The 26,525-nt window shown below is 52.2% G+C and carries 28 protein-coding genes; 21 read left to right on the top strand and 7 right to left on the bottom strand.

Going from position 1 to position 26,525, the window contains the following annotated elements; genetic code table 11:
• The first annotated feature begins 269 nt into the window (after positions 1-269).
• From malE to malG, 3 genes are all read left to right on the top strand, one after another.
• Entirely contained in the window at positions 270-1,460 is a 1,191-nt protein-coding gene (gene malE / locus ABVN44_RS03720; RefSeq protein WP_000695415.1) for a maltose/maltodextrin ABC transporter substrate-binding protein MalE, read from the top strand.
• A gap of 131 nt (positions 1,461-1,591) precedes the next feature.
• The gene (gene malF / locus ABVN44_RS03715) at positions 1,592-3,136 is read left to right on the top strand and encodes a maltose ABC transporter permease MalF (RefSeq protein ID WP_000382573.1); all 1,545 of its coding nucleotides are present in this window, start codon (positions 1,592-1,594) and stop codon (positions 3,134-3,136) included.
• A 14-nt stretch (positions 3,137-3,150) separates the two neighbouring features.
• A complete protein-coding gene (malG, locus tag ABVN44_RS03710) occupies positions 3,151-4,041 on the top strand; it encodes a maltose ABC transporter permease MalG (RefSeq protein WP_001252081.1) in 891 nt (296 codons plus the stop codon).
• Between the two features lie 165 nt (positions 4,042-4,206).
• Here the strand turns inward: malG and psiE are convergent, their stop codons facing one another.
• The 6 genes from psiE to pgi all read right to left on the bottom strand — a co-directional run bounded on the left by psiE (position 4,207) and on the right by pgi (position 10,627).
• Positions 4,207-4,617 carry a phosphate-starvation-inducible protein PsiE gene (gene psiE / locus ABVN44_RS03705; protein ID WP_000982752.1) on the bottom strand — a complete coding sequence of 137 codons (411 nt, stop codon included), beginning with the start codon at positions 4,615-4,617 and terminating at the stop codon, positions 4,207-4,209.
• 142 nt (positions 4,618-4,759) lie between these two features.
• The gene (locus ABVN44_RS03700) at positions 4,760-6,856 is read right to left on the bottom strand and encodes a YjbH domain-containing protein (protein ID WP_023193770.1); all 2,097 of its coding nucleotides are present in this window, start codon (positions 6,854-6,856) and stop codon (positions 4,760-4,762) included.
• Complete coding sequence (locus tag ABVN44_RS03695) at positions 6,856-7,593, bottom strand: capsule biosynthesis GfcC family protein (RefSeq protein ID WP_000977891.1); 738 nt, start codon at positions 7,591-7,593, stop codon at positions 6,856-6,858. The genes ABVN44_RS03700 and ABVN44_RS03695 overlap by 1 nt, the downstream gene beginning before the upstream one ends.
• On the bottom strand, positions 7,590-8,228 hold the full coding sequence (locus ABVN44_RS03690) for a YjbF family lipoprotein (protein WP_000824804.1): 639 nt from the start codon (positions 8,226-8,228) through the stop codon (positions 7,590-7,592). The genes ABVN44_RS03695 and ABVN44_RS03690 overlap by 4 nt, the downstream gene beginning before the upstream one ends.
• 63 nt (positions 8,229-8,291) lie before the next feature.
• Positions 8,292-8,534, bottom strand: coding sequence for an exopolysaccharide production protein YjbE (yjbE, locus tag ABVN44_RS03685; protein ID WP_001541297.1), 243 nt, complete (start codon positions 8,532-8,534; stop codon positions 8,292-8,294).
• 443 nt (positions 8,535-8,977) lie between these two features.
• Entirely contained in the window at positions 8,978-10,627 is a 1,650-nt protein-coding gene (gene pgi / locus ABVN44_RS03680; RefSeq protein WP_000790028.1) for a glucose-6-phosphate isomerase, read from the bottom strand.
• A 388-nt stretch (positions 10,628-11,015) separates the two neighbouring features.
• Here pgi and lysC point away from each other — a divergent pair, with 388 nt between their 5' ends.
• Positions 11,016-12,365, top strand: a complete 1,350-nt coding sequence (gene lysC / locus ABVN44_RS03675) for a lysine-sensitive aspartokinase 3 (RefSeq protein ID WP_000136394.1) — start codon at positions 11,016-11,018, stop codon at positions 12,363-12,365.
• A 130-nt stretch (positions 12,366-12,495) separates the two neighbouring features.
• Here lysC and ABVN44_RS03670 read toward each other — a convergent pair whose 3' ends face one another.
• Entirely contained in the window at positions 12,496-12,843 is a 348-nt protein-coding gene (locus ABVN44_RS03670; protein ID WP_000615248.1) for a Mor transcription activator family protein, read from the bottom strand.
• A 576-nt stretch (positions 12,844-13,419) separates the two neighbouring features.
• Here ABVN44_RS03670 and ABVN44_RS03665 point away from each other — a divergent pair.
• From ABVN44_RS03665 to ABVN44_RS03585, 17 genes are all read left to right on the top strand, one after another.
• Positions 13,420-13,707, top strand: a complete 288-nt coding sequence (locus ABVN44_RS03665; RefSeq protein WP_001226439.1) for a putative holin — start codon at positions 13,420-13,422, stop codon at positions 13,705-13,707.
• Positions 13,708-13,709: 2 nt separating this feature from the next.
• The gene (locus ABVN44_RS03660) at positions 13,710-14,315 is read left to right on the top strand and encodes a lytic transglycosylase domain-containing protein (RefSeq protein WP_023232173.1); all 606 of its coding nucleotides are present in this window, start codon (positions 13,710-13,712) and stop codon (positions 14,313-14,315) included.
• 12 nt (positions 14,316-14,327) lie between these two features.
• Entirely contained in the window at positions 14,328-14,642 is a 315-nt protein-coding gene (locus ABVN44_RS03655; protein ID WP_000777266.1) for a membrane protein, read from the top strand.
• A 159-nt stretch (positions 14,643-14,801) separates the two neighbouring features.
• On the top strand, positions 14,802-15,257 hold the full coding sequence (locus ABVN44_RS03650) for a Gp37 family protein (protein ID WP_000449433.1): 456 nt from the start codon (positions 14,802-14,804) through the stop codon (positions 15,255-15,257).
• Positions 15,254-15,451 (top strand): hypothetical protein, encoded by a 198-nt coding sequence (locus ABVN44_RS03645; protein WP_000875314.1) that lies wholly within the window; start codon positions 15,254-15,256, stop codon positions 15,449-15,451. The genes ABVN44_RS03650 and ABVN44_RS03645 overlap by 4 nt, the downstream gene beginning before the upstream one ends.
• Positions 15,441-16,868, top strand: a complete 1,428-nt coding sequence (locus tag ABVN44_RS03640; protein ID WP_000729848.1) for a phage tail sheath family protein — start codon at positions 15,441-15,443, stop codon at positions 16,866-16,868. Before ABVN44_RS03645 ends, ABVN44_RS03640 begins: the two co-directional genes overlap by 11 nt.
• Entirely contained in the window at positions 16,868-17,392 is a 525-nt protein-coding gene (locus tag ABVN44_RS03635; RefSeq protein WP_000907495.1) for a phage major tail tube protein, read from the top strand. Before ABVN44_RS03640 ends, ABVN44_RS03635 begins: the two co-directional genes overlap by 1 nt.
• A gap of 51 nt (positions 17,393-17,443) precedes the next feature.
• On the top strand, positions 17,444-17,761 hold the full coding sequence (locus tag ABVN44_RS03630) for a phage tail assembly protein (RefSeq protein WP_001003641.1): 318 nt from the start codon (positions 17,444-17,446) through the stop codon (positions 17,759-17,761).
• The gene (locus ABVN44_RS03625; RefSeq protein WP_001185655.1) at positions 17,721-17,849 is read left to right on the top strand and encodes a GpE family phage tail protein; all 129 of its coding nucleotides are present in this window, start codon (positions 17,721-17,723) and stop codon (positions 17,847-17,849) included. The genes ABVN44_RS03630 and ABVN44_RS03625 overlap by 41 nt, the downstream gene beginning before the upstream one ends.
• A 96-nt stretch (positions 17,850-17,945) precedes the next feature.
• Positions 17,946-20,300 carry a phage tail tape measure protein gene (locus tag ABVN44_RS03620; protein ID WP_023232174.1) on the top strand — a complete coding sequence of 785 codons (2,355 nt, stop codon included), beginning with the start codon at positions 17,946-17,948 and terminating at the stop codon, positions 20,298-20,300.
• Positions 20,300-21,253 carry a phage tail protein gene (locus ABVN44_RS03615; RefSeq protein WP_023232175.1) on the top strand — a complete coding sequence of 318 codons (954 nt, stop codon included), beginning with the start codon at positions 20,300-20,302 and terminating at the stop codon, positions 21,251-21,253. Before ABVN44_RS03620 ends, ABVN44_RS03615 begins: the two co-directional genes overlap by 1 nt.
• The gene (locus tag ABVN44_RS03610; protein WP_001269717.1) at positions 21,253-21,462 is read left to right on the top strand and encodes a tail protein X; all 210 of its coding nucleotides are present in this window, start codon (positions 21,253-21,255) and stop codon (positions 21,460-21,462) included. The genes ABVN44_RS03615 and ABVN44_RS03610 overlap by 1 nt, the downstream gene beginning before the upstream one ends.
• Entirely contained in the window at positions 21,450-22,493 is a 1,044-nt protein-coding gene (locus ABVN44_RS03605) for a phage late control D family protein (protein WP_048349019.1), read from the top strand. Before ABVN44_RS03610 ends, ABVN44_RS03605 begins: the two co-directional genes overlap by 13 nt.
• 9 nt (positions 22,494-22,502) lie before the next feature.
• The gene (locus tag ABVN44_RS03600; protein WP_023232414.1) at positions 22,503-23,225 is read left to right on the top strand and encodes a phage baseplate assembly protein V; all 723 of its coding nucleotides are present in this window, start codon (positions 22,503-22,505) and stop codon (positions 23,223-23,225) included.
• Positions 23,226-23,551: 326 nt separating this feature from the next.
• Complete coding sequence (locus ABVN44_RS03595) at positions 23,552-23,914, top strand: GtrA family protein (protein ID WP_000593182.1); 363 nt, start codon at positions 23,552-23,554, stop codon at positions 23,912-23,914.
• Positions 23,911-24,840, top strand: a complete 930-nt coding sequence (locus tag ABVN44_RS03590) for a glycosyltransferase family 2 protein (protein WP_023138093.1) — start codon at positions 23,911-23,913, stop codon at positions 24,838-24,840. The genes ABVN44_RS03595 and ABVN44_RS03590 overlap by 4 nt, the downstream gene beginning before the upstream one ends.
• The gene (locus tag ABVN44_RS03585) at positions 24,840-26,387 is read left to right on the top strand and encodes a DUF6056 family protein (protein WP_023232413.1); all 1,548 of its coding nucleotides are present in this window, start codon (positions 24,840-24,842) and stop codon (positions 26,385-26,387) included. The genes ABVN44_RS03590 and ABVN44_RS03585 overlap by 1 nt, the downstream gene beginning before the upstream one ends.
• Positions 26,388-26,525: the final 138 nt, after the last annotated feature.

Raw genomic sequence — 26,525 nt, 5'->3', positions numbered from 1 at the left:
CCCGGCTTTTTTATGGGGGAGGAGGCGGGAGGATGAGGACACAGCGCCTGAGACCACGGGCGCGGACAGAAAAGGAATTTCGTGATGCCGCCCGCAAAAATCGGCGTGTTTTTATGTGCGCCAGCACGCATTACTCACATTTATGTAACACAGATCACATAAAGCCGGGGTGGGGCGTAGGGGCGGGGAGGATGGAAAGAGGTTGTCGTATAAAGAAACTAGAGACCGTTAAACCACCTCTGTGTACATCACCAAAAAGGATGGGAGATATGAAGATTAAAACTGGCGTAGGCATCCTCGCATTATCCGCACTTACGACGATGATGATTTCCGCCCCGGCTCTCGCCAAAATTGAAGAAGGTAAACTGGTTATCTGGATCAACGGCGACAAGGGCTATAACGGTCTGGCCGAGGTCGGTAAAAAATTTGAGCAAGACACCGGCATTAAAGTGACCGTTGAGCACCCGGATAAGCTGGAAGAGAAATTCCCGCAGGTGGCTGCCACCGGCGACGGTCCTGACATTATCTTCTGGGCGCACGACCGTTTTGGCGGCTACGCGCAGTCTGGTCTGCTGGCGGAGGTCACTCCGGATAAAGCGTTTCAGGACAAACTCTATCCGTTTACCTGGGATGCGGTACGTTATAACGGCAAGCTGATCGCCTACCCCATCGCCGTTGAAGCCCTCTCCCTGATTTATAACAAAGACCTCGTCCCGAACCCGCCGAAAACCTGGGAAGAGATCCCGGCGCTGGATAAAGAGCTAAAAGCGAAAGGGAAGTCGGCGATAATGTTCAACCTGCAAGAGCCGTATTTCACCTGGCCTTTAATCGCCGCTGACGGCGGTTACGCGTTCAAATTTGAAAACGGCAAGTATGACGTGAAAGACGTTGGCGTCGACAACGCCGGCGCGAAAGCGGGCCTGACTTTCCTGATCGATATGATCAAGAACAAAAATATGAGCGCCGATACCGATTACTCCATCGCCGAAGCGGCCTTCAATAAAGGCGAAACGGCAATGACCATCAACGGTCCGTGGGCATGGTCGAACATCGACAAGAGCAAAGTCAACTACGGTGTCACCCTGCTGCCGACCTTCAAAGGCAAACCCTCGAAACCGTTCGTCGGCGTGCTGAGCGCGGGGATTAACGCTGCCAGCCCGAATAAAGAGCTGGCGAAAGAGTTCCTCGAAAACTACCTGCTGACCGATCAGGGTCTGGAAGCGGTGAACAAAGATAAACCGCTGGGCGCTGTGGCGCTGAAATCTTTCCAGGAGCAGTTAGCGAAAGACCCCCGTATCGCCGCCACCATGGATAACGCCCAGAAAGGCGAGATCATGCCGAATATTCCGCAGATGTCCGCCTTCTGGTATGCGGTACGTACGGCTGTGATCAACGCCGCCAGCGGCCGTCAAACCGTGGATGCCGCGCTGAAAGATGCACAAAGCCGTATCACTAAGTAATGCCGCGAGCCTGTGCCGGATGGCGGCATAAATGCCTTATCCGGCCTACAACACACCGTAGGCCCGATAAGCGCAGCGCCATCAGGCACATCTCCGGCCAGGAAGTTTCAACGCTGTAGAGGAAAACCCCCATGGATGTCATTAAAAAGAAACACTGGTGGCAAAGCGACCAGCTTAAATGGTCAGTAATTGGTCTGCTGGGCCTGCTGGTGGGTTACCTTGTAGTTTTAATGTACGTACAAGGGGAGTATCTGTTCGCCATCATGACGCTGATTTTAAGCTCTGCTGGCCTGTATATTTTCGCAAATCGTAAAACCTATGCCTGGCGCTACGTTTACCCTGGCCTCGCCGGCATGGGGCTGTTTGTGCTATTCCCCCTGGTGTGCACCATCGCCATCGCCTTTACTAACTACAGCAGCACCAACCAGCTCACCTTTGAACGCGCCCAGCAAGTGCTGATGGACCGTTCTTATCAGGCAGGAAAAACCTATAACTTCGGTCTTTACCCGACCGGCGACGAGTGGCAACTGGCCCTCACCGACGGAGAAACGGGCAAACATTACCTGTCTGACGCATTTTCCTTCGGCGGCGAACAAAAATTACAGCTGAAAGAGACCGATGCCCTGCCGGGCGGCGAACGCGCCAATCTGCGGATAATCACCCAGAACCGTCTGGCGTTGAACCAGATAACCGCCGTCCTGCCGGATGAAAGTAAAGTGATTATGAGCTCGCTGCGTCAGTTTTCCGGTACCCGTCCGCTGTACACACTGGCTGATGACGGCCTGCTGACCAATAACCAGAGCGGCGTAAAATACCGGCCAAATAACGATAGCGGTTATTATCAGTCGATCAACGCCGACGGAAGCTGGGGTGATGAAAAACTCAGTCCTGGTTATACCGTTACTATCGGTGCGAAAAACTTTACGCGCGTCTTTACCGACGAAGGGATCCAGAAGCCCTTTTTCGCTATCTTCGTCTGGACCGTGGTCTTTTCGGTCCTCACTGTGGTGTTAACCGTGGCGGTTGGGATGGTATTGGCCTGCCTCGTACAGTGGGAAGCGCTGAAAGGTAAAGCTATCTACCGCGTCCTGCTGATTCTGCCCTACGCCGTACCGTCGTTTATTTCAATTTTGATTTTCAAAGGGTTATTCAACCAAAGCTTTGGTGAAATCAATATGATGCTGAGCGCGCTGTTTGGCATTAAACCTGCCTGGTTCAGCGACCCCAACACCGCGCGGGCAATGGTGATTATCGTGAATACCTGGCTGGGCTATCCCTACATGATGATCCTGTGTATGGGGCTGCTGAAAGCGATTCCGGATGACCTGTACGAAGCCTCCGCAATGGACGGCGCCGGTCCGTTTCAGAATTTCTTTAAGATCACCTTACCGCTGCTGATTAAGCCGCTAACGCCGCTGATGATCGCCAGCTTCGCCTTTAACTTTAATAACTTTGTCCTGATTCAACTGTTGACCAACGGCGGGCCAGACCGTCTCGGCACCACCACGCCTGCCGGTTATACCGATCTGCTCGTCAGCTACACCTACCGTATCGCCTTTGAAGGCGGCGGCGGTCAGGACTTCGGTCTGGCGGCGGCCATTGCCACGCTGATCTTCCTGCTGGTAGGCGCGCTGGCAATAGTGAACCTGAAAGCCACGCGTATGAAGTTTGATTAAGGGAGATAATAACAATGGCTATGGTCCAACCCAAATCTCAGAAACTGCGTCTCTTCATCACGCACCTGGGGCTGCTGATTTTCATCGCAGCGATTATGTTCCCGCTGCTGATGGTCATCGCTATCTCGCTACGTGAAGGGAACTTCGCCACCGGAAGCCTGATCCCGGATAAAATCTCCTGGGAACACTGGCGGCTGGCGCTGGGTTTCAGCGTGGAACATGCGGATGGTCGGGTAACGCCGCCTCCCTTCCCGGTCCTGCTGTGGCTGTGGAACTCGGTGAAAATCGCCGGTATTACCGCCATCGGCATCGTGGCGCTCTCCACCACCTGCGCCTACGCTTTCGCACGAATGCGTTTTCCAGGTAAAGCAACACTGCTTAAAGGGATGCTGATTTTCCAGATGTTTCCGGCGGTTTTGTCTCTGGTAGCGCTGTATGCGTTATTTGACCGCCTGGGACAATACATTCCATTTATCGGTCTGAATACGCATGGCGGCGTGATCTTCGCCTATCTTGGCGGCATTGCGCTGCATGTCTGGACGATTAAAGGCTACTTCGAAACTATCGACAGCTCGCTGGAAGAGGCCGCCGCGCTGGATGGCGCAACCCCGTGGCAGGCATTTCGCCTGGTGCTGCTGCCGCTTTCCGTACCGATTCTGGCGGTGGTGTTTATTCTGTCGTTCATCGCGGCGATTACCGAAGTTCCGGTCGCCTCGTTGTTACTGCGCGATGTGGACAGCTATACGCTGGCCGTGGGTATGCAGCAATATCTCAACCCGCAAAACTATTTGTGGGGCGACTTTGCCGCCGCCGCCGTCCTTTCCGCTATTCCTATCACTCTGGTGTTCCTGTTGGCGCAACGTTGGCTGGTCAACGGCCTGACGGCAGGGGGTGTGAAAGGTTAAGTTTTATCGAAGTACCTGCCCGGCAACGGGCAATGCCACTGCCCTCAACTTATGTTATCCCCACTTATGGTCGTATTTTGGCGCTCTTCGGAGCGCTTTTTTTATGCGTTATAGACAGCGGCTGATTTATTGCCACGCCATACGTCCGTTACGGTGTGGCGACGCCTATTCTCGCCGTAGTCGGTTCGAATTACATAACCACAACGTGATAACCAACAGGAGGATCGCCGCCGAATAGAGTAATACATCCATTGGCGTTTTATGATCGACAATGATCAGGCGCACAATCGCCGTGATCCCAATGTACACGAAATAGCGCAGCGGAAAGTGAAGGCCAGACTTAAAGTACTTCACAATCAGCGCAATAAATTCGAAATAAAGAAAGTAGATCACCAGCCCTTCCACCAGTTCATATTTGCTGGCTTGCTCAGGCACGAATAATGCATCCGCCAGATGAACCGTCTCTTTACCGAGAAAAACGACCAGGATCAGACCGAGGGTAAGCAGCCCCAAATTTAGTACGTTTTGTAAAATCGTGGCGATAAACTCAAGACGTGAGCGCGATAATGGCATCATAACAGCCCCCTCTTTCTCTGCGGCGAGATTTCTGTATAACGCACAAATGTGACGGGCATCTATATTTTTTATTTATGTTTATATTTTGTTCAATAAGATAATTTGCCGGATAGCGCCGTGAACGCCTTATCCGGCCTGAGTATTAACGGAAATTTACGTTCCTGTCACTGGTCATATCATACAGGCCAAACTTACGCCCAAGCTGTTGACCACCGTCACGCGTCAGCGGCGTCCAGCCAATTGCCGCACGACTTCGGGTTGGGCCGGACGAGAAGAGATCCAGCGGCACGGAAACATATACGCCTTTGGTAAAATCCCCTTCCCCATATTCATCCGGCGACGCATCGGTAATCGTCGCGTAACCGCCGACAACGACGCCGCTATCGAAGCGTTTGGCGATCTCCAGCGTACCGCCTTTATCGCCCGCCAGATACTGACCAACGCTGGCTTTCACCAGCACATCCTGGGCGAACGACGGCGTCCAGTATGCGGTCAAATGTCCGGTCTTCACGCTGTAATCGGTAAACTTCATCATATCCTGCGCGCTACGCCAGTCACGCTGTTTCACGTAGTTGGCATCCAGACCAAACGCCCAATTGCTGTCTACCGGGCGATACAGGACTTCCGCCCCGGCACCGCCAAACATGGTCTCCAGATAACCGCCGTAGACCTGCCCATAGAAACCATTGCCAAAATACTGGAAGTAGTTGGCCTGTAGGTTATTCACATAAACATCGTTCTGCACATACTCACGGACATGCGTACGCACCCGCGGCAGATGCGAGTCCTTCGGCGGATTGGTGTAGTTAAATTTGTCGTAGTTGTTGGCGATATTGGCAAACACGCTGCCCGTGGTGAGCAGATGATCTGTGACCCACAGATCCGCGGTTCCCATTACGCCCAACTGATACATATAGAAGTTTTCCGGGCCGCCTACCGACTGATTCAGCACGGGATCAAGATGAAAATCAACGCGCGACTTGTCGATATACCAACCCTGTTCAGTACTCTCTGGCACGATCGGCTCCACGCGTTTTTGCGCCAGCGGAGTTTCATGTCCCAGCGGTTCGCCTTCCAGATGGCGTTTCAGGCTGGCGACATCGGTTTCAGTGGTGACCTGCGGCAGATTAAGGCGGTTTTCCGTCACGCGGATCGTGCGGATCCCCTCCGGCAGATCGTTCATGACGATCCGGTTAGCGCGCACGATCCCTTCACGGGAGTCGCGGTACTTCACCTGTTCACCGGTAACGTATAGCGTATCGCCTTTGACCTGGATTTTCGGGTCCGCCAGACCGGCATTATATTTCAATAACGTTAATTGATTAGCCACTACCGAATGTTGCAGGATGGCATCCTGCGGCTGTGGCCGGTATTGCGGGCGTGAATTGTCATGATACGCGGGACGTAAATCGTTGAAATTGGTGCGCAGCGTAACGCCAAACATAAAGGTGTTGCCGCGCTCGTAGCTGAGGTTAACGTCGGCCCAATCGGTGACGCGGTAAATGGCGCCGACGTTAAACTTGCTCTTCTGCTCCAGTTTACCCGCAAAATCCTGCTGATAATTATTGCCTTCATACTCCAGCTTCAGGCGTAGCGGTTGCCACGGGGTCTGATATTCTACGCCGCCAAACAGTGAGGCCGGGCCGTGAAACATATCGCTACCGTCGACGGAACCGGCCTCTTTATAGCTGTTATCACGCGAACAGAATTTATCACTATACGAACAGAAAGGATTAGACACATTGCCGCTGGTGCCAAGATAGCCCCAGCCGAGACCTAATGAAAAATCAAATGGCCCCCAGGCCTTACTCGCTACAATATATTCCGCATCAAACAGCCCCGTCCCGCCGATATCGCGCGCGCCAACCGCCACCTGCGGCATCCAGTAACTCTCTTCCCACAACCGCAGTTTCACATCAAACGCTTTATCTTTGTAAGTCTGGTCGCCGGAGAATGATTCCACGCTGCTGTACTTTTTCGTACGGACATCGGTATAGCGCAACGTGGTTTCCAGCCACGGGAAAAGCTGAACCGAAGCCGAGTAGTAGCGGTACTGATCGTTATCACGATAGTTCAGGCTCATCTCCCCTTCACGCGCCATACGCGCTGTCGGCGTTTGCAGCAGGCCCACGCCGCCAAAGTCAGATTGTGAAGGCCCAACAGGGGCTGGATATGTTTCGGCATGGCAGGCCGCGCTAATACCCAGCGCCAGCACGCTGAGCAGATGTGTTTTTTTCATTATTCCGGTATCCGCTGCGTCAGGGTATGAAGAATGTCGGCATTTATCGCCTTCGGCGTGCCGCGCCAAAGGGAATCGGCAAAACCGACAAAAATAATGCTGCCGGGCATTGGCTCGATATGACGTTTATTCCAGTAAGCCACCGGCGCTTTTTGGCTGCGTCCATCAGGGTAAACCACCCAGGCATAGCTACGATCCGCGCCGCTGAGTAAGCGCTGACCCTCAAGATAACTGGCGACGTCCCGCCCAGGGACGAACGGCTGGCTGCCCGGCTGGCTAATCAAGCCAAAGAGCGTCACCTGCGTGGGTTGCGGCCCGACCCAGAGCGTGTAGTGACCTTGCAGCGGCGGGTTACCTCGTTCGCTCACCCGAACCACGTCAGGATCAAGGTTCACTAATTGTCTGCCCGTCACCTTCACCGCCTGAATCTGTCGGCGTAGTGTGTTTATCGCCGCCGCCGCATCGCCATCTTCCTCAGCGCCGAGCGCCGCCAGTCGCCCGAGAAGTTCCTGCTGCTGCTGACGCGCCGTCACGGTCGCCTGTTCTTCGCCTATCACCGCCGCAGGCCACCAGCTCGTTGCCAGGCGCGGCTGTCCGACTAAATCGAGCAGACGTTCAGCGTCTGTCAGCGTTTTAGGCTCGCTATTACCCTGGGTAAAAACGGTAACAGTGCCGCTGGCAAAGACGGATGACGCGATAAAGGCCAGTGCCAGCGCGCTTATCATCCTTTTCATCATGATTTTGCCGCCTTAATCAGCGTGGTTTTCACCGGAAAGTAATTCGCGCCCAGATACTGTTCCGTCTGGCGAATTTGGCCTTCGCTATCAATCCAGTAGCGATTACGCCAGCGCGTTTGATCGGTCGTCACTTCTTCATCTAACACCCGCACGGCGGTCTCTTCACTGCCGACGTTCACGCTATCGGTCCCTCGCCATGTAAAAACGGAGCGGGCGGTGGCGTAACGCACTTGGCGATGTTCGGTCCAGCCCAGGGTGCGAGTCCAGGTCGCGCCATCGATAATCTGTCCTGGTTTCGCCAGCGGGTCGGCCGCCAGATTATTCACATCGATCAGGTTGTCACCGCTGAGCAGAGTTTTGACCAGACGGCCATGCTGCGTCACGATCGTCGCGCCATCCTGCGTCACCCATTTCTGCTGCCCGTTTTCCGAGAAAGCGAGCACCACAAACAGTTGAGGACCGCCGTTAAGCTGCATGTACTGGCTGGCATAAGGCATGTTTTGAATATCGTCATCCGTTAGCTGTACGCCTGGCGTACCGAACAAACTGTCCCACAGTGAATCGCCCAGGCCTTTGGTGGTGGCCGAACACGCCTGTAATAGCAGGCAAATCAGGATAAGTGCGAGTCGCTTCACGACGCTTCTCCAGAGGGGCAAAATAACCACACCGGAGTGTGGTTATGGTTAAACGTACCGATACTACTGGGTACTGGTGGTCGTGGTGGTCGTGGTTCCGGTATTGGAACCATCGCCGCCGCCGGTTGCCGCTAACGCGACGCCCACCGCCGAACTTACGGTGCTAACGCTGGTAGCGGAAGAGCTTCCCGCCGATACCGACGTCGCTGCCGACCCTGCCGCTTCACCCACCTGAACGGGGGCTGCCGAGACAGATGTCGCCGCAAGCGCGGTTATGGCAAAAATGCCATACAGTACTTTTTTCATCATAATTTCCCTTCATTGAATGAATGGAGATTTACCCAAAAGAATTTCGGGCGCTACCGAGTATACACAACCAAAGCAGGCGGATTATGTCCGGGAGAAATAACAGCGAGGTTTTAGGATAATTAAACTTTAAAGAAGTAACGCCTACATTATTTAATTAACAAACAAATAAAATCAATAAGTTAAAATTAAACTAAAAGACATCAGCATCCGTATAATCTGAAAATAACGCAGAGTGATTTTCTGGTTATTGCTTATTTTAGGATTAAGCTCAATATAAAATTGTGGGAATAAAGACGGACAAGCGGAATTATCTTATAAAAAAAGCCGATGTGAATATCGGCCTTTTTATTATCTTATTCTCTTTTTGCCGGATGGCGGCGAAACGCCTTATCCGGCCTACAGACGCTATGCATTACGTAGACCGGATAAGCGCAGCGCCATCAGGCGCGCCAGGCTTTATAACGGTTAATCAGACCGTTGGTAGAGCTATCATGGGACGAAATAGCTTTATCATCGCCCAACTCCGGCAGAATACGGTTAGCCAACTGTTTACCCAACTCAACGCCCCACTGGTCGAAAGTAAAGATGTTCAGGATGACGCCCTGCGTAAAGATTTTATGCTCATACAACGCAATCAGCGCACCCAGGCTGAACGGCGTAATTTCGCGCAGCAGGATAGAGTTGGTCGGGCGGTTGCCTTCAAACACTTTGAATGGCACAACGTGTTCAAGCTGCGCCGGATCTTTACCCTGATCGCGATATTCCTGCTCAACCACTTCGCGGGATTTACCAAACGCCAGCGCTTCGGTCTGCGCGAAGAAGTTAGACAGCAGCTTCTGATGATGATCGGATAGCGGGTTATGGGTGATAGCCGGGGCGATAAAATCACACGGCACCATTTTAGTACCCTGGTGAATCAATTGATAAAACGCGTGCTGACCGTTGGTGCCTGGTTCGCCCCAGATAATTGGGCCTGTCTGGTAATCCACGGCGTTGCCGTTACGGTCAACGTATTTACCGTTGGATTCCATGTTACCCTGCTGGAAGTAGGCGGCGAAACGGTGCATATACTGGTCGTACGGCAGAATGGCTTCGGTTTCCGCGCCGAAGAAATTGTTGTACCAGATGCCAATCAACGCCAGCAGAATGGGTAGGTTTTTCTCCGCCGGAGTGGTGGAGAAATGCTTGTCCATCGCGTGCGCGCCGGAAAGCAGCTCGACAAAGTTGTCGAAACCGACGGACAGAATAATGGACAGCCCGATGGCAGACCACAGCGAGTAACGACCACCGACCCAGTCCCAGAACTCGAACATATTGGCCGTGTCGATACCAAATTCGCCGACCGCTTTGGCGTTAGTGGAGAGCGCAGCAAAGTGTTTCGCCACGTGTTTTTCATCGCCTGCAGTTTTCAGGAACCAGTCGCGCGCGCTGTGGGCGTTGGTCATGGTTTCCTGGGTGGTGAAAGTTTTAGAAGCGACCAGGAACAGTGTGGTTTCAGGGTTCACTTTCTTCAGCACTTCAGCGATGTGGGTGCCATCGACGTTAGAGACGAAGTGCATGTTCAGATGGTTTTTATACGGACGCAGCGCTTCGGTCACCATGAACGGGCCGAGGTCGGAACCGCCGATACCGATGTTCACCACGTCGGTGATGGCCTTACCGGTGTAGCCTTTCCACTGACCGGAGATAATCGCTTGCGAGAAAGTTTTCATCTTCTCAAGCACGGCGTTCACTTCCGGCATCACATCTTTGCCGTCCACGATGATCGGCGTATTGCTACGGTTACGCAGCGCCACGTGCAGCACGGCGCGGTCTTCGGTGCGGTTGATCTTCTCGCCGGAGAACATGGATTTAATCGCGCCGGCCAGATCGGTCTCTTTCGCCAGATCCTGTAATTTTGCCAGCGTCTCTTCGGTGATGCGGTTTTTGGAGAAATCCACCAGCATCAGATCGTCAAACGTCGCGGAAAATTTAGCGAAACGGTCGCTATCGTTCGCGAAAAGCTCAGCGATCGTAACGTCTTTCATTTCATCGTAGTGTTTCTGGAGCGCCTGCCAGGCAGAAGTCTGCGTTGGATTGATGTTTTTCATTAGCAATACTCTTCTGATTTGAGAATTGTGACTGGGATCGATTGTAACGCCAGTCACAGAAAAGTGTGATTGTTTTAGTGCCGTTGCCCCAGGCACTGTCGAATGAGGATAAAAAGTATATACCCTAAATAATTCGAGGTGCAGAAAGGCGGCAAGTGGGTGAGTCGCCGGGCGCATAGATAAGCCAACATTCCTACAAACGGGTATCGGGGTTATAAGCGCTGTTACTGAGCCTAAACTCAGCATAAAAAATCCGCATAATCCCAACGTTGACAGTCCAGGCCACAACTTTTATTTATAAATACGTTACTTGCATTTGCGCCTGCACCGGTTTCTGTTCTGCCCTTGTGCCATGGTCGCGTTTTTCATTTCCTGACACGAGGTTGATATGACAGAGATCGTTGTTTCCAAATTTGGCGGTACCAGCGTCGCTGATTTTGACGCCATGAACCGTAGCGCGGATATTGTACTTTCCGACGCCAATGTTCGTTTAGTCGTGCTTTCCGCGTCTGCCGGCATCACTAATCTGCTGGTGGCGCTGGCCGAAGGGATGGAGCCTGGCGAACGTTTCGCTACGCTCGACGCCATCCGTAAAATCCAGTTCGATATCCTTGATCGTCTGCGTCATCCGAATGTCATTCGCGAAGAGATTGAACGCCTGCTGGAAAACATCACTATTCTGGCGGAGGCGGCATCGCTGGCGACATCGGCAGCCCTGACCGATGAACTGGTCAGCCACGGCGAGCTGATGTCTACCCTGCTATTTGTTGAGATCCTGCGTGAACGCGACGTACAGGCCCACTGGTTCGACGTGCGCAAAGTGATGCGTACCAGCGATCGCTTTGGTCGTGCGGAACCGGACGTCGCAGCGCTTGCGGAACTGGCCGCGCAGCAGTTGCTCCCGCGCCTGAGCGAAACGTTGGTCATTACTCAGGGCTTTATCGGCAGTGAAAGCAAAGGCCGCACCACGACGTTAGGCCGCGGCGGCAGCGACTATACGGCAGCGTTGCTGGCTGAAGCGCTCCATGCCGCGCGGGTTGATATCTGGACAGATGTGCCCGGTATTTACACCACCGACCCGCGCGTAGTGCCCGTCGCGCAGCGAATTGATGAAATCGACTTTGAAGAAGCGGCGGAGATGGCAACCTTCGGCGCAAAAGTACTGCATCCAGCCACCTTACTCCCGGCCGTGCGTAGCGATATCCCGGTCTTCGTTGGCTCCAGTAAAGATCCGCAAGCGGGCGGTACGCTGGTGTGCAATAAAACCCAAAACCCGCCGCTGTTCCGCGCGCTGGCGCTGCGCCGCAATCAAACGCTATTGACGCTGCACAGCCTGAATATGCTGCACTCACGAGGTTTCCTGGCAGAGGTGTTCGGCATTCTGGCGCGGCATAATATTTCGGTAGATCTGATTACCACTTCGGAGGTGAGCGTCGCGCTGACGCTGGATACTACCGGCTCCACCTCCACGGGCGATACGTTACTGACCCAATCCTTATTGATGGAGCTTTCCGCGCTGTGTCGGGTCGAAGTTGAAGAAGGACTGGCGCTGGTCGCGCTGATTGGCAACAACCTGTCAAAAGCCTGCGGTGTTGGTAAAGAAGTGTTTGGCGTCCTGGAACCGTTCAACATTCGCATGATTTGTTACGGCGCCTCCAGCCACAATCTGTGCTTCCTCGTGCCGGGAGACGATGCCGAGAAAGTGGTGCAAAAGCTACATCAGAACTTATTTGAATAATCGCCCTGACACGGCAGCGGGTGAGCGCTATCAGGCAATACGCTGCCGGATGGCGACGCAAGCGCCTTATCCGGCCTGTCGCAGCTCCCGGCGTATAGCGCTTGTCGCTATACGCCATACCCGATATCGCTTACAACATACGCCGCTGGTGCTGTTTTTCCGTGTGGACCCGCTTAACGATTTTATAGATCCACTGCAGTGTCAAATTGTACTTTTTGGCCAGCTCCGCATAATTACGCCCATCGCACTCGCTGTAAATCTGATAATCCCGTTCCGAAGCCCGACCAGAGATACCTTTGGGGAAATAAATGCTTTGCCCGCCCCAGTTGCGCATCATTCTGTCAGCAATTGCCTGACCGGCATTTTCGGCTGACGCGCTATCAATATTCATGCTTTCAATAAGTACCTGCGACGCATGAAACGCCAGATCGTTAATAATCTCCGGAAGCCGAACCATTTCTTTTGATTTCTGAATCATATTTTATCTCCATATCCAGCACCATGCTCCCCGTGACGGCACCAAAAAGGGAAGCGTAAAGAACGGTGCAATAACTACCTATCAATATATTCAAAATATATATAAATATTTACTATCAACGGCATTTAATTATAAATTAAAAGAATGTATATATCGTTTTCAATTTATAATATGTATTTATTTTATAGGTGAAGTTAGCCTTCACTGATGTCATCATTTTACACAATACTGTATGTATATACAGTTAATTTTTTGCATTTTTTTCTGCGTTCGATCAAAAAGATCGCTTTCCTCACGATCGCGTGAGTTTTTAAACTGACTTTAAAAATCAATAAGATAATTTTAATCAAAGATTATTATGACGCAGCAATACCGCCATCGTAGCCTGCCACAGACACATACTGACTCTCCGCAGGCAGCCTCTACCCCCTGCCCCGAAAGCTTTATTTATTCGTTTATTTGTTGGCATTTGACACCATGCGCTAAACATTTTTTAAAGTTATTTATTAAAGCCCTTTTCGTTCTTCCGCTATGGGGAAAAGCGATACTTCTCTCTCAATTATCAGGAGATAGAGTATGCGAAAAATTATTGTTCCCCGACTTTCCGGCTGGCTGATTGCCTCTGTCGTACTGTTTGCGCTTATCGGCTGGACATCATCAGCGCAAATTCCGGTCGTCATCTATAAACTCAGCCTGGTTTCGTTATCAGCGGTGCTGGGTTACTGGCTCGACCGCAGTCTTTTCCCCTGGGCGCGTCCCGACTCCTTTTGCCCCTGGGAAGAATCGCTGTGCTGCGCCGCGGCGATGATTCGTCGCGCGATCATCGTTGCGGCAATTTGCCTTGCCGTCGCGCTGGGGCTGTAACGATGCGTTATCAATACGTATGCCTGGTCTGCGCTATGACTTTCTTGTCTGCCGACGCTGCCGAACCGCCGCGCGCTTCTCTGCAATGGCGAAACGAAGTGATTCGTACCGCGCGCGAAATCTGGGGGCTTAACGCCCCCGTTGCTGATTTTGCCGGGCAACTACATCAGGAATCCGGCTGGGCGCCTGACGCGCTTTCTCCGGCTGGCGCGCAGGGTATGGCGCAATTTATGCCCGCAACGGCAAAATGGGTAAGCCAGTTGTACCCGGAACTCCATGAAAACAAACCGTTTAATCCCGCCTGGGCGATACGCGCGTTGGTGCAGTATGACCGCCAGTTGTGGAAAAGCGTGTCAGCAAAAAATAGCTGCCAGCGAATGGCTTTCACTCTGAGCGCCTATAACGGCGGGCAAGGCTGGGTTAACAGAGATAAAAAGCTGGCCGCCGCAAAGGGGTTGGATGCGTCCATCTGGTTTGAACATGTAGAACGCGTTAACGCCGGGCGCAGCGCCGCGAACTGGCGCGAGAATCGTCACTACCCCAAAGCGATTTTATACCAACATGCTCCCCGTTATTTGCAATGGGGGCAGGCTAGCTGCATTCATTAATCAGAGGGAGTAATGAAACTCAGTATCGATTTTTGGGAAGTCATCTCCCTCTTACTTTCGTTTGTTGGATTAATGTTTGCCGCCGGTAAATTGCTGCTGGCGCAAATTGAAAAACGGCTGAATGAACGTTTTGAAGCACTGGAAGCTGCCCGGCGCGAATCAGAAGCGGGCTGGTCCAGGCTGGAGAGAGAATTTCTGGAATTTCGCGCCGATTTACCGCTGCATTATGTCCGCCGCGAGGATTATCTTCGCGGCCAGGCCGTTCTGGAAGCAAAACTGGATGCGCTATATAGCAAAATAGAACTGATTCAACGAGGTAACCATTAAACAAATCCCCGCCGTTTATACGCCGGGGATTTTTTATTTGTTTTAACTTTTTTCTCTAAAGGAGATTAAAAGACGCCTCGCGCCTGATACATCAAAATACATCTGAACGATAACGAAGAGAGAATATTATCTCTCCCGGTAAATCAAGGAAAACCGTATATGGAAACATTATCTGTTATACATACCGTGGCGAATAGACTACGTGAATTAAACCCTGATATGGATATACATATTTCATCAACCGATGCGAAAGTATATATCCCAACAGGACAGCAGGTAACGGTATTAATTCACTACTGCGGTTCGGTTTTTGCCGAACCAGAAAATACGGATGCCACGGTACAAAAACAACTAATCCGGATTTCCGCCACTGTTATTGTTCCGCAAATAAGTGACGCGATAAACGCGCTGGATCGTCTACGTCGTTCGTTGGGGGGCATTGAACTTCCCGACTGTGATCGTCCGCTCTGGCTGGAAAGCGAAAAATATATCGGCGACGCCGCAAACTTCTGCCGTTACGCCCTGGATATGACCGCCAGCACCCTGTTTATCGCGGAACAGGAAAGCAAGGACTCCCCCCTGCTGACAATCGTTAATTATGAGGAAATTCAATGAAATATATCTACAGTGGCCCGGCAAGCGGCGTCACGCTCGCCGACGGTCAGGAAGTCTTACTGTGGCCCAATAGCGAAATCTCGCTGCCGGAAGATAACGAGTGGGTAATCACCATGATTGCCCGCCGTCACCTGGTGCCAGTGGTTACGCAAGAAGTAGAAACTAATGAAGAGGAAATTGTCCATGGCAGCTAATTACCTGCACGGTGTAGAGACCATTGAGATCGAAACCGGCCCACGTCCGGTTAAGGCGGTTAAATCTGCGGTTATTGGTCTGATCGGCACCGCGCCATGCGGCCCGGTTAACCAGCCAACGCTGTGCCTTTCTGAAAGCGACGCGGCGCAGTTTGGCCCAGGCCTGGCAAATTTCACCATCCCGCAGGCGCTGAAGGCGATCTACGATCACGGCGCGGGGACGGTCGTGGTGATTAACGTGCTGAATCCGGCGGTACACAAAAGTACCATTCCCAGTGAAACCGTGAAGGTTGATGACAACGGTCAGATTCAACTCAAGCACGGGGCCGTGCAAACGATGAACATTGGCCGCAGCACGAACGCCGGAAACGCTTATATCAAAGGCACCGATTACACCATTGATATGCTGACCGGTAAAATCACCTGCATGGGGACCAACCTGAAACCCGGCGTTCAGGCCTATGTAAATTATACTTACGCGGACCCCACCAAAGTGACTGCCGCCGATATTATTGGCGCGGTAAACACCGCGGGTGACCGTACCGGTATGAAGCTATTACAGGACACCTGGAACCAGTTTGGTTTTTACGCAAAGATCCTGATTGCGCCGGTCTTTTGTACGCAAAACTCGGTCGCCGTTAAGCTTATCGCTCAGGCAGAAGCGCTGGGAGCCATTACCTACATTGATGCGCCCATCGGCACGACTTTCCAGCAGGTTCTGGCAGGGCGCGGCCCGCAGGGGGCGATTAACTTCAATACCAGTTCCGATCGCGCGCGTCTGTGCTATCCGCACGTTAAAGTGTACGACAGCGCGACGGACAGCGAAGTCCTGGAACCGCTCTCCTCCCGCGCCGCTGGCCTGCGCGCTAAAGTGGATCTGGAAAAAGGCTTCTGGTGGAGCAACTCCAATCAGGAAATTCAGGGCATTACCGGCGTAGAGCGCTCGCTGTCAGCGATGATCGACGATCCGCAAAGCGAAGTGAATCAACTGAACGAAAACGGCATCACCACCATCTTCAACAGCTATGGCTCCGGTTTGCGCCTGTGGGGCAACCGTACTGCTGCCTGGCCGACCGTTACTCATATGCGTAACTTTGAGAACGTGCGCCGTACTGGTGATGTGATTAACGAATCGATTCGTTATTTCAGCCAGCAGTATATGGATATGCCGATAAACCAGGCGCTGATCGATGCGCTAACCGAATCGGTGAACACCTGGGGTCGCAAGCTGATTGCCGACGGCGCGCTGTTGGGCTTTGAATGCTGGTACGACCCGGCGCGTAACGAACAGACTGAACTGGCAGCCGGGCATCTGTTGCTGAGCTACAAATTCACCCCGCCGCCGCCACTGGAACGTCTGACGTTTGAAACCGAAATTACCTCTGAATATTTAGTTTCTCTGGAGAGCAATCGCTAATGGCTGGAAAAATTCAAATTAACCGTATTACCAACGCCAATATTTATCTTGATGGTAATAATCTTTTAGGTCGCGCGAGTGAAATTAAACTGCCTGATATCAGCATGATTATGCAGGAGCATAAAGCGCTGGGGATGGTCGGTAAAATTGAGCTGCCTGCCGGTTTTGACAAACTGGAGGGCGAAATTAAATGGAACTCGTTTTACCACGACGTCATGCGTAAAACGGCAAACCCGTGGCAGGCGGTGGCATTGCAGTGCCGCTCCAGCATCGATTGTTATAACTCGCAGGGTAAAGCGGATCAGTTAGCGCTGGTGACGCATATGACCGTAATGTTTAAAAAGAACCCGCTGGGAACGTTTAAACAGAATGAAAACCCGGAATTCAGCAGCGCCTTCGGCTGCACTTATATTAAACAGGTGGTTGACGGTGAAACGCTTCTTGAACTGGATTATCTGGCGAATATTTTCCGCGTAAATGGCACGGATCAATTAAATGCCTACCGCAATAATATTGGCGGTTAATTACTTCGGGGCTACGGCCCCGAATTTAACACGACGAATAAGGACTACACCATGAACGAAAAATATACCCTGCAATTCCCGTTTACCTCCGCCGCCGGGGAACGTATCGACGTTCTGCAATTACGTCGCCTGAAGGTAAAAGATATGCGCGCCGCGCGACGCGCCAGCGATAAACCGGAAGAGTGGGATGAGCCGCTGATGGCGGCTATGACCGGGCTGGTAACCGAAGATCTGGCGGAAATGGATCTGCTGGACTATCAGGCATTGCAGAAACGATTTCAGGCCATGCTTAGCATGGCTACAGAACCCACAGCAGTTGTGGCAGGCAATGGCGCTGCTGGCGAGGTGGTTTCGCTTTCCGCCCAGTGAAATTGACGCGCTGTCGGTTGACGATTTTACCCGCTGGCTGGACGAAGCCAGCGCGCAAATTAAACACGAATACGACTCGCAGGCTTAATGCCTGCGGGTTTCCAGACCCAAGCCCGGTTCACTCCTTCCCTGTCCTTTTTCCGGCAAGCAGCCTGTTACCGGGCAACTTATACGAGACACTATTTTGGCCAACGACATTATTACTCAGCTTCAGGCGCGTAATGAGACGTTGACGCAGGCAATAGCCCGTTACGGCTCACTCAACGCCAGCACGCTGCACACGCTCAGCTTTGAGCAAACAAAAATCACCCGGCTTACGCAACAGCTCGCTAACTCTGCCCTTCGCCGGGAAGAGAACGATAAACAGCGCGCCGGGTTGCTGGAAAAAACACAAACGTTCGCCGGACAGCTCGGCAAGCTCCTGAACGTTGAGACTCCCGACTGGAAGCTGCCTTACGAATTTCAGGGCAACATGGTCGATATGGCGGCGAAAGGCGGCATGAATAACACCGCGCGGGACGCCCTGAGCCTGAATATCCGCGACTGGAGCCTTGATTTCAATCAGGATCAAAAAGATCTGCAAAGCGCCGCCGCCACGATGATCGAAGGCGGCGTCAGCGCATTGCAGGATCTTAGCCGCTACATGCCCGATATCGCCAAAGCCGCAACCGCCTCCCGCGACAGCGCGCAAAGCTGGGCACAGGCGGCTCTGGCCACTCGCAACAAACTGAACATCGCCCCTGACGACTTCCGTTTTGCGCAAAATATGCTGTACAGCGTGGCAAAAAGCGGCGGCGGCTCCGTTGCAGAGCAAACCCAGTGGATTAACGCCTTTGCCGGAAAAACCGGCGCTCAGGGGAAAGAAGGCATTGCGGAACTGACCGCAACGATGCAAATCGCCATGAAAAACGCCCCTGACGCAGGCGCGGCGGCAGCGAATTTCGACCATTTCCTGAAATCTACCTTCTCGAAAGAGACGGACAGTTGGTTTGCCCGCCAGGGCGTGGATCTTCAGGGATCGCTGCTGGAGCATCAGCAAAACGGCATCGGCATCACCGAAGCGATGACCCACATCGTGCAAATGCAACTGGAGAAAATGAACCCGCAGATCCTCGACACCTTCAGGCAAACCATGAAGATTGAGGATCTTTCCGCGCGCGGCGACGCGCTACAGGCCATGGCGGAGAAATTTAACCTCGGCGCGATGTTCGGCGATGCGCAAACGCGGGATTTTCTCGCCCCGATGCTGGCGAATATGGCCGAATATCGCCAGCTAAAAGCCTCCGCAATGCAGGCGGCGGGGCAACATTTTATTGATGATGACTTCGCCGCGAAAATGACATCGCCCGGAGAACAGACCAAAGCGTTACAACTTTCACTTAACGATCTGTGGCTGACTGTCAGCCTGGAACTGATGCCCGCGATTGGCGAACTGGCGCAAAGTATCACGCCGCTGGTGCGGCAGTTCAGCGCCTGGCTGCGGGAAAACCCGGCGCTGGTGCAAGGGGTCGCTAAAGTCGTTGGCGTTATCTGGCTGTTCAACGGGGCGCTGAATATTCTCAGGCTGGGAGCAAACCTCATTGCGTCACCGTTTATTCGCCTGATCGATATCTTCCTGAAGGTCAAAGCCGGTCTGGCGCTGGGCGGCGGCAGTCGCGCGCTGTCGGTTCTGAAATCGTTTGGCAACGGTGCGAAAAGCCTGACGATGCTGCTGGGAAACGGCCTGATAAAAGGGCTACGGCTGGTCGGCCAGACGTTTATCTGGCTGGGTCGGGCGCTGCTGATGAACCCTGTCGGCCTGACTATCACCGCTATCGCAGGCGCCGCATACTTACTTTATCGCTACTGGGAACCGATTTCCGGTTTCTTTGCCGGAGTCTGGGAGCGTATCAAAACCGCCTTTGACGGAGGCATTGCAGGCGTCACGCGTCTGATTCTCGACTGGTCGCCGCTGGGGCTGTTTTACCGCGCCTTCGCCAGCGTACTGGACTGGTTTGGCACTGAACTCCCCGCCAGCTTCAGCGAATTTGGCGGCAATATTCTGGATAGCCTGATCAACGGCATTCTGAATGCGCTTCCTTTCCTGAACGGGGCGATTGAGAAGATAAAAGCGCTGATCCCCGACTGGGCGAAAAGCGCGCTGGGCATCAGCGCTGAAATGCCGTCTGTCGCCGCCGCCGTCCCCGGTATTGCCGGAACAATGGTCGCGCAACAGGCCGGCGCGCCGCTGGCATCGGGAGCGAAAGCGGTGACAACCTCGGCCAAAACGATGACCTCGCCGCAGCCAATGAAGACGAAAAGCGCCGCCACGCCGCCGACGCCAGCCGCGCTTCCCGGCAAATCCGGCGGGAAACCTTATATGCTGCCCTCCCGCGCGCAAAGCAACGTGCAGGTACACTTTTCCCCGCAGGTTACCGTGCAGGGAAGCGGCGCGAATGCCGCCAAAGATATCAACAACGTGCTGTCACTGAGCAAACGCGAACTGGAGAGAATGATTAACGATGTCATGGCGCAACAACGGCGCCGGGAGTACGCATAATGTATGCCGTATTAGGCGAAATAGAATTTGACGTCGTCGCTTACTGGGACGAATTTGAAAGCACGATGGGCGTGGATTATACCAGCCATGCCCGTATTGAAGGGAAACCGGGCGTGCAATTTATCGGCGATAAGCTGGACAAGATCACCCTGAAATTCAACTTTCATAGTCAGTATTGCCAGCCGACCACCGAGCTGAACCGTCTGCGGGAAGCGATGACCGCGCACCAGGCGATGGCGCTGGTGTTCGGCAACGGCGATTATCGCGGCTGGTTCGTGATTACCGATCTGACCGCTACCCACCAACACACCGATCCTTACGGTAACGTCATTGCCCAGGGCGGCAGTCTGTCTCTACAGGAATACACCGGCGATCCGAAGAGCCCGTTGCTGCCTCCGGCCATCACCACCCAGGAACCGAACATTGACGAGATGTTGGATGAGCTTCCCGACGTTAGCGATTCCTGGTTTGATGAACTGCTGAGCGCCGTTGAAGAGGGTATGCGTGAAGCCAAAGAGATGATGGATGAGGTGGCCGACGCCATTGATGACATCAAAAAAACGATCGCCCAGGCGAAAGAGCTGGTGAAGGAAGCCAAAGCGCTGAAAGAAAAATGTGGCGATATCGTCGATTCGCTGAAAAAAACCATGAGTTCGATAGACGCGCTGTTCCAGCAGCCGCTGGATTTGCAAACGCTGGCCGGGCTGCCGAAAGCGCTGGCGGCAAAAATGCAGGAACTGGTCGACAGTCTGCCGGGGATCCGCGAATGCGCGGGCGATGCCGGCACGCTTATCGAACACGCTGAATCGCTGTTTGACGCTATCACCAGCAGCGTCGCGGAAGCGACTTACGACAGCGCCGCGACGCTGGTCAATCAGGCGCGCGGCACGCTGCAAACAAGCGCTCCTGACGTGAGCCAGCTTGCCGCCGCCGATATTACGAGGAGTCTGTAATGCGCTACCTTGAACATGTCACCACCGACGGCGAACGCTGGGATAATCTCGCCTGGCGCTATTACGGCGATGCGCTGGCCTACGAACGCATCATCGCGGCCAATCCGCACGTCGCTATTATGCCGGTTTTGCCGTCAGGCGTGCGGCTGGTCATCCCGGTTATCAGCGTCACGCAAACGACCCCGGAGCTACCGCCATGGCTGAGATAACGGTATCCGGCGGGGTGTTCGCCACCCTGACGCCCATTTTTACCCTTTGGTACGGACATAAAGAGATCACTTACGACATCGCGCCTTATGTCACCAGCATCAGTTACAGCGATAGCATTAAAAACGAGTCGGATGTTATTGCCATTGCGCTGGAAGATAGCGCCGGGCGCTGGGTAAACGAATGGTATCCGGGAAAAGGCGACACGCTGGCGCTGCGCCTGGGCTACCAGGGCGAAGATCTGCTCGATTGCGGAACCTATATCATTGATAAAATTGATATCAGCGCGCCGCCTTCGACGGTCAATATCGACGGTATCGCCACCTCGGTCAGCAAAGCGCTACGCACCAAAAACAGCCAGGGCTTTGAGGAGACGACGCTTTCCGCCATCGCCAGTCGCATCGCGCAAAAACACGGTTTAACGCTGGTGGGCAAGATTGCGCCGCTGACGATTGATCGGGTTACGCAATATGCCGAAACCGACGTGGCGTTTCTCAAACGGCTGGCGAGTGAATATGGCTATACCGTGAAAGTGACGGCGACGGAGCTGATCTTTTCGCATCTGCCGACGCTACGCTGTCTGGCGCCGGTGAAGACGCTCAGGCGGACGGATATTTCGCACTACACGTTCAAAGATACCATCAACCGGATCTACAAAAACGCCACCGTGCAGCATCAAAATAGCAAGCAAAAAGAACTGGTTATCTACACCCATGACAGCCAGGAAAAAGCCCCGGCGCGCGGTGCGGCGACCAGCGCCGATACCCTGAAGATTAACAGTCGCGCTCCGGATACCGGCGCGGCGCAGGCTAAAGCCAATGCCGCGCTGGACAGCCACAACGAATACCAGCAAACCGGCACGCTCAGCATGATGGGCTGCCCGCAGTTGACGGCGGGCAACAAGATAGAACTGAGCGATTTTGGCGTACTTTCCGGGCAGTGGCTGATTGATAAATCCATGCACAAACTCACGCGCAGCGGCGGCTACACTACCGAAATCGACATTTCACGCGGACCGGCAACCAGCCAGTAAGGAGACAATATGAAAGGCGTTACCCGCCAGACGGGCATTATCAGCGATATTGATGAGGCGGTCGTGCGCGTCAGAGTCACTCTACCGGAGTGCGATAACCTGCGCAGTAACTGGCTTGCGGTGCTGCAACGCAACACGCAGGACAATAAAGATTACTGGTTGCCGGATATTGGCGAACAGGTCGAAGTGCTGCTCGACGACAACGGCGAGGATGGCGTGGTGCTGGGCGCGGTCTACTCCAGCGTGGATACCGCGCCGCTGGCCTCGCGCGACAAGCGCTACGTGCAGTTTTCCGACGGCGCGGCCTTTGAATATGACCGTGCGTTACACCAGCTCACCGTCAACGGCGGCATAGAAAAAATCGTCATTGAAGTGAAGGAACGTACGCAGCTTACTTCACCGCAAGTAGAGGTCAGGGCGCAGCACGTTACGGTGATATCAGAAACCGTAGACGTGGCGGCCACCTCCGTGGGCGTCAAGGCGGTAGATGTCAACGTGGAAGCGTCCCATACGGGCATTAAAGCGCTGAATGTCACCGTCGATGCGCCGCTCAGCACCTTTACCGGCGACGTTACCGTGATGAAAAAACTCACCTGGCTTGGCGGTATGGCAGGCAGCGGCGGCGTCGGAAACAGCGCGGTTATCACGGGCAACGTGAATGTCCTCGGCAACGTTAACGCCAGCGGCACGCTGATGGACAACGGCGGCAACTCTAACCACCACTCTCACTAACCTGCAAATTGCTGCTGGATGGTGGCTTCGCCTTATCCAGCCTGCAAAAGGTGCATAAACACCGGCCCGGTAAGCGCAGAAGCGCCACCGGGCAAATTGCTGGAGGATATTTATTTCAGCGCAACGTGATTAAGCCCTTTTCCCGCGCTATTTCCGATGAAAATGTAATCACTTTGCGCTGCAAATATTGCATATATGTATATTGGAAAACTAACGCTATTTTTTACTTTAACTTCGCCCTGTTTACATAAAATCTGCTGTTCAGGAATGATCCTCTCAGTTTTGTCTGGTAGACTTCGCTGAATTACAACTTCTTGATTGCTATAATGATAAAATTATTTATAAAGTACGTTTCGATAGGCGTACTTAATACTGCTTTGCACTGGGCTATCTTTGCCCTTTGCGTCTATGGATTTCAAACAAGTCAGGCTTTGGCAAACGTAGCGGGCTTTGCTGTCGCTGTCAGTTTTAGTTTTTTCGCTAACGCCCGGTTTACCTTTGGAGCCAGCGTATCAACCGGACGTTATTTGCTGTACGTCGGTTTTATGGGCGTGCTGAGCGCCGTCGTGGGATGGACAGGCGACAAGTGTGCTATGCCTCCCATTTTTACGCTCATTGTATTTTCCGCAATTAGCCTTATTTGCGGATTTTTATATTCCAGATTCATTGTTTTCAGGAATGAGAAATGAAAATTTCATTAGTGGTTCCCGTCTTTAATGAAGAGGACGCGATCCCTATTTTCTATAAAACGGTCAGAGAATACAGTTCACTTAAACCTTATGACGTTGAGATTGTCTTCGTTAATGATGGGAGTCACGATGCGACTGAATCAATCATCAGCGCATTAGCTGTTGCCGATCCTCTTGTTGTTCCGATCTCATTTACCCGCAATTTTGGTAAAGAACCTGCACTTTTTGCCGGATTAGATCACGCGACCGGAGATGTGGTGATCCCTATCGATGTTGATTTACAAGATCCCATCGAAGTAATCCCACATTTGATCAATAAATGGCAGGCTGGTGCAGAAATGGTGCTGGCTAAGCGTATCGATCGTTCAACGGATGGCCACCTGAAGCGTAAAAGCGCTGAGTGGTTCTACAGGCTGCATAACAAAATCAGTACACCAAAGATTGAAGAGAATGTCGGTGATTTTCGATTGATGTCGCGCGAGATTGTAGAAAATATCAAGCTATTACCAGAACGTAACCTTTTCATGAAAGGTATACTTTCATGGGTTGGAGGTCAAACAGATGTTGTCGAATATGCCCGTGCTGAACGTGTCGCAGGTAGCTCAAAATTTAATGGCTGGAAACTCTGGAACCTGGCGCTGGAGGGGATTACAAGTTTTTCTACTTTCCCTTTGCGTATCTGGACGTATATAGGAGTGAGCGTTTCTGCCCTCTCCCTGATATATGCCATGTGGATGATCATTGATAAATTGATGTGGGGAAACCCTGTTCCTGGTTATCCTTCGCTTATGACCGCGATTCTCTTCTTAGGCGGCATCCAGCTTATCGGCATAGGCATCATGGGTGAATATATCGGACGCGTTTACACGGAGGTGAAGCAAAGACCCCGCTATATCGTGAAAAACAAAAAAACAATGATGGAATAATGATTACTATGCTCAAGATATTACCGAAAACGGCGATGATACTACTGGCTTTTTTGGCCATTTTTCTTATTGAATGGTATACCCCCATTCACTCTGATGATTACCGCTATTACCTTTTAGGAATTTCGCCGGAATCACATTTTCATCATTATATGACATGGAGTGGCAGGATTATAGCTGATTACACCAGCGCACTCATCCTGTATACACGTTCTCAACTCGTGTATTCCATCAGCGCTGCCGTTTCGACACTGGTATTTTGTTATTTCATTGTGAAGACACCCTCAGGTACATTACGCTGGAATAAATCCGACTACTTATTATTCCCACTAATATTCTTCACTTACTGGATTTCGAACCCGAATTTGGGTCAAACCACTTTCTGGATCGTTGGTGCTGCGAATTATTTGTGGACGAATCTGTTCGTTGTTGCATGGCTGTTCTTCTTTTACACCATAACAATAAAAAACAGTAAAGCGATCAGCCCGTGGGTTGCATTACTAAGCTTTATGGCAGGCTGTTCCAATGAAAGCGTCTCACCTTTCGTCTCGCTTATTTCTGTTCTGGCCATTGCATACGAGTTATGGCAAAACAAATCTGTTTCGCGCAATAAGATAGTTTATAGTCTCTGTGCAATCGCAGGTTCATGCGTATTGATACTTTCTCCGGGCAATTTCATCCGCGCCAGCGGCAAAGAATTCTGGTATGGAAGGCCGATTTTTGAACGTATTTTCATTCACTTAAAAGAACGCGTTCATAACCATCTGGCGCTGATCTGGATAGCTTATGTTGTTTTGTTATTGCTGGTCTTACTGGTCATATTCAATAAGCAGATTCGCGCCAAAATTGATAAAACGTCCCTTATCTGCGCTGCGTTAGTCGTATGTATAGGTATTGGCACTTCCTTAATCATGTTCGCGTCGCCGTCCTACCCCGATCGGGTTATGAACGGTACGTTTATGTTTTTCCTTTTAGCTATCTCCTTCATCGCTTACGCCCTGTTGAAAAGCGGCGTTAAGGCTGGAGTCGTCGGCGTAACTGCCGTGACTGTTCTCTGTGGTATCGTATTCCTTTGGTCCTATTCATTGATGCTTAACGGTTATAAAAAAACGGCCGGACAGGAAATCGTAAGACAAAAAATCATTACTAAAGAAATAGCGGCAGGTAAACAGAAGTTTATCATCCCTGACTATTATTTCGTCAAGTTGCAAAATAGCGGTGGTCATTTTGGTTTATTCCATGATCCTGCTGTTTACGGCGAGTATTATCATGTACAAGCTATTTTCAAAAAGAAAGTCAATTTTGATTATTCTGTAATCGCTAATGGAGCGAAGCACAGCCTTTCCAATGAAACGACGGCTTATAGCAACACCCGCGGGGATTTCGCTATTATCAGCCGGGAGCAGCTAACGGGTTCGATCACACTCTCGGTTAATGGACGGCAGAAAACGATTCCAGTTGAAAAAATGAAGCACGCAGAAATCAATGATGAATTCTGGTACTACGCTTCTGTAGGCAAAGGTGAAATTACAGCAATTTCATTTTAACTTTACGTAAAACGCAATCTTCGCCATTTAACAAAATGTGCATCAACACAGGCCCGGTAAGCGCAGAAGCGCCGCCGGGCAAAACACATTCTGACCCCGCCATCAATTATTTCCTTAAAGCGCTTTAATATCTCTCCC

This window comes from Salmonella sp. SJTUF15570, assembly GCF_043357055.1.
Classification (GTDB): Bacteria; Pseudomonadota; Gammaproteobacteria; order Enterobacterales; family Enterobacteriaceae; genus Salmonella; species Salmonella enterica.
This window is presented reverse-complemented; position numbering and strand designations above follow the sequence as displayed.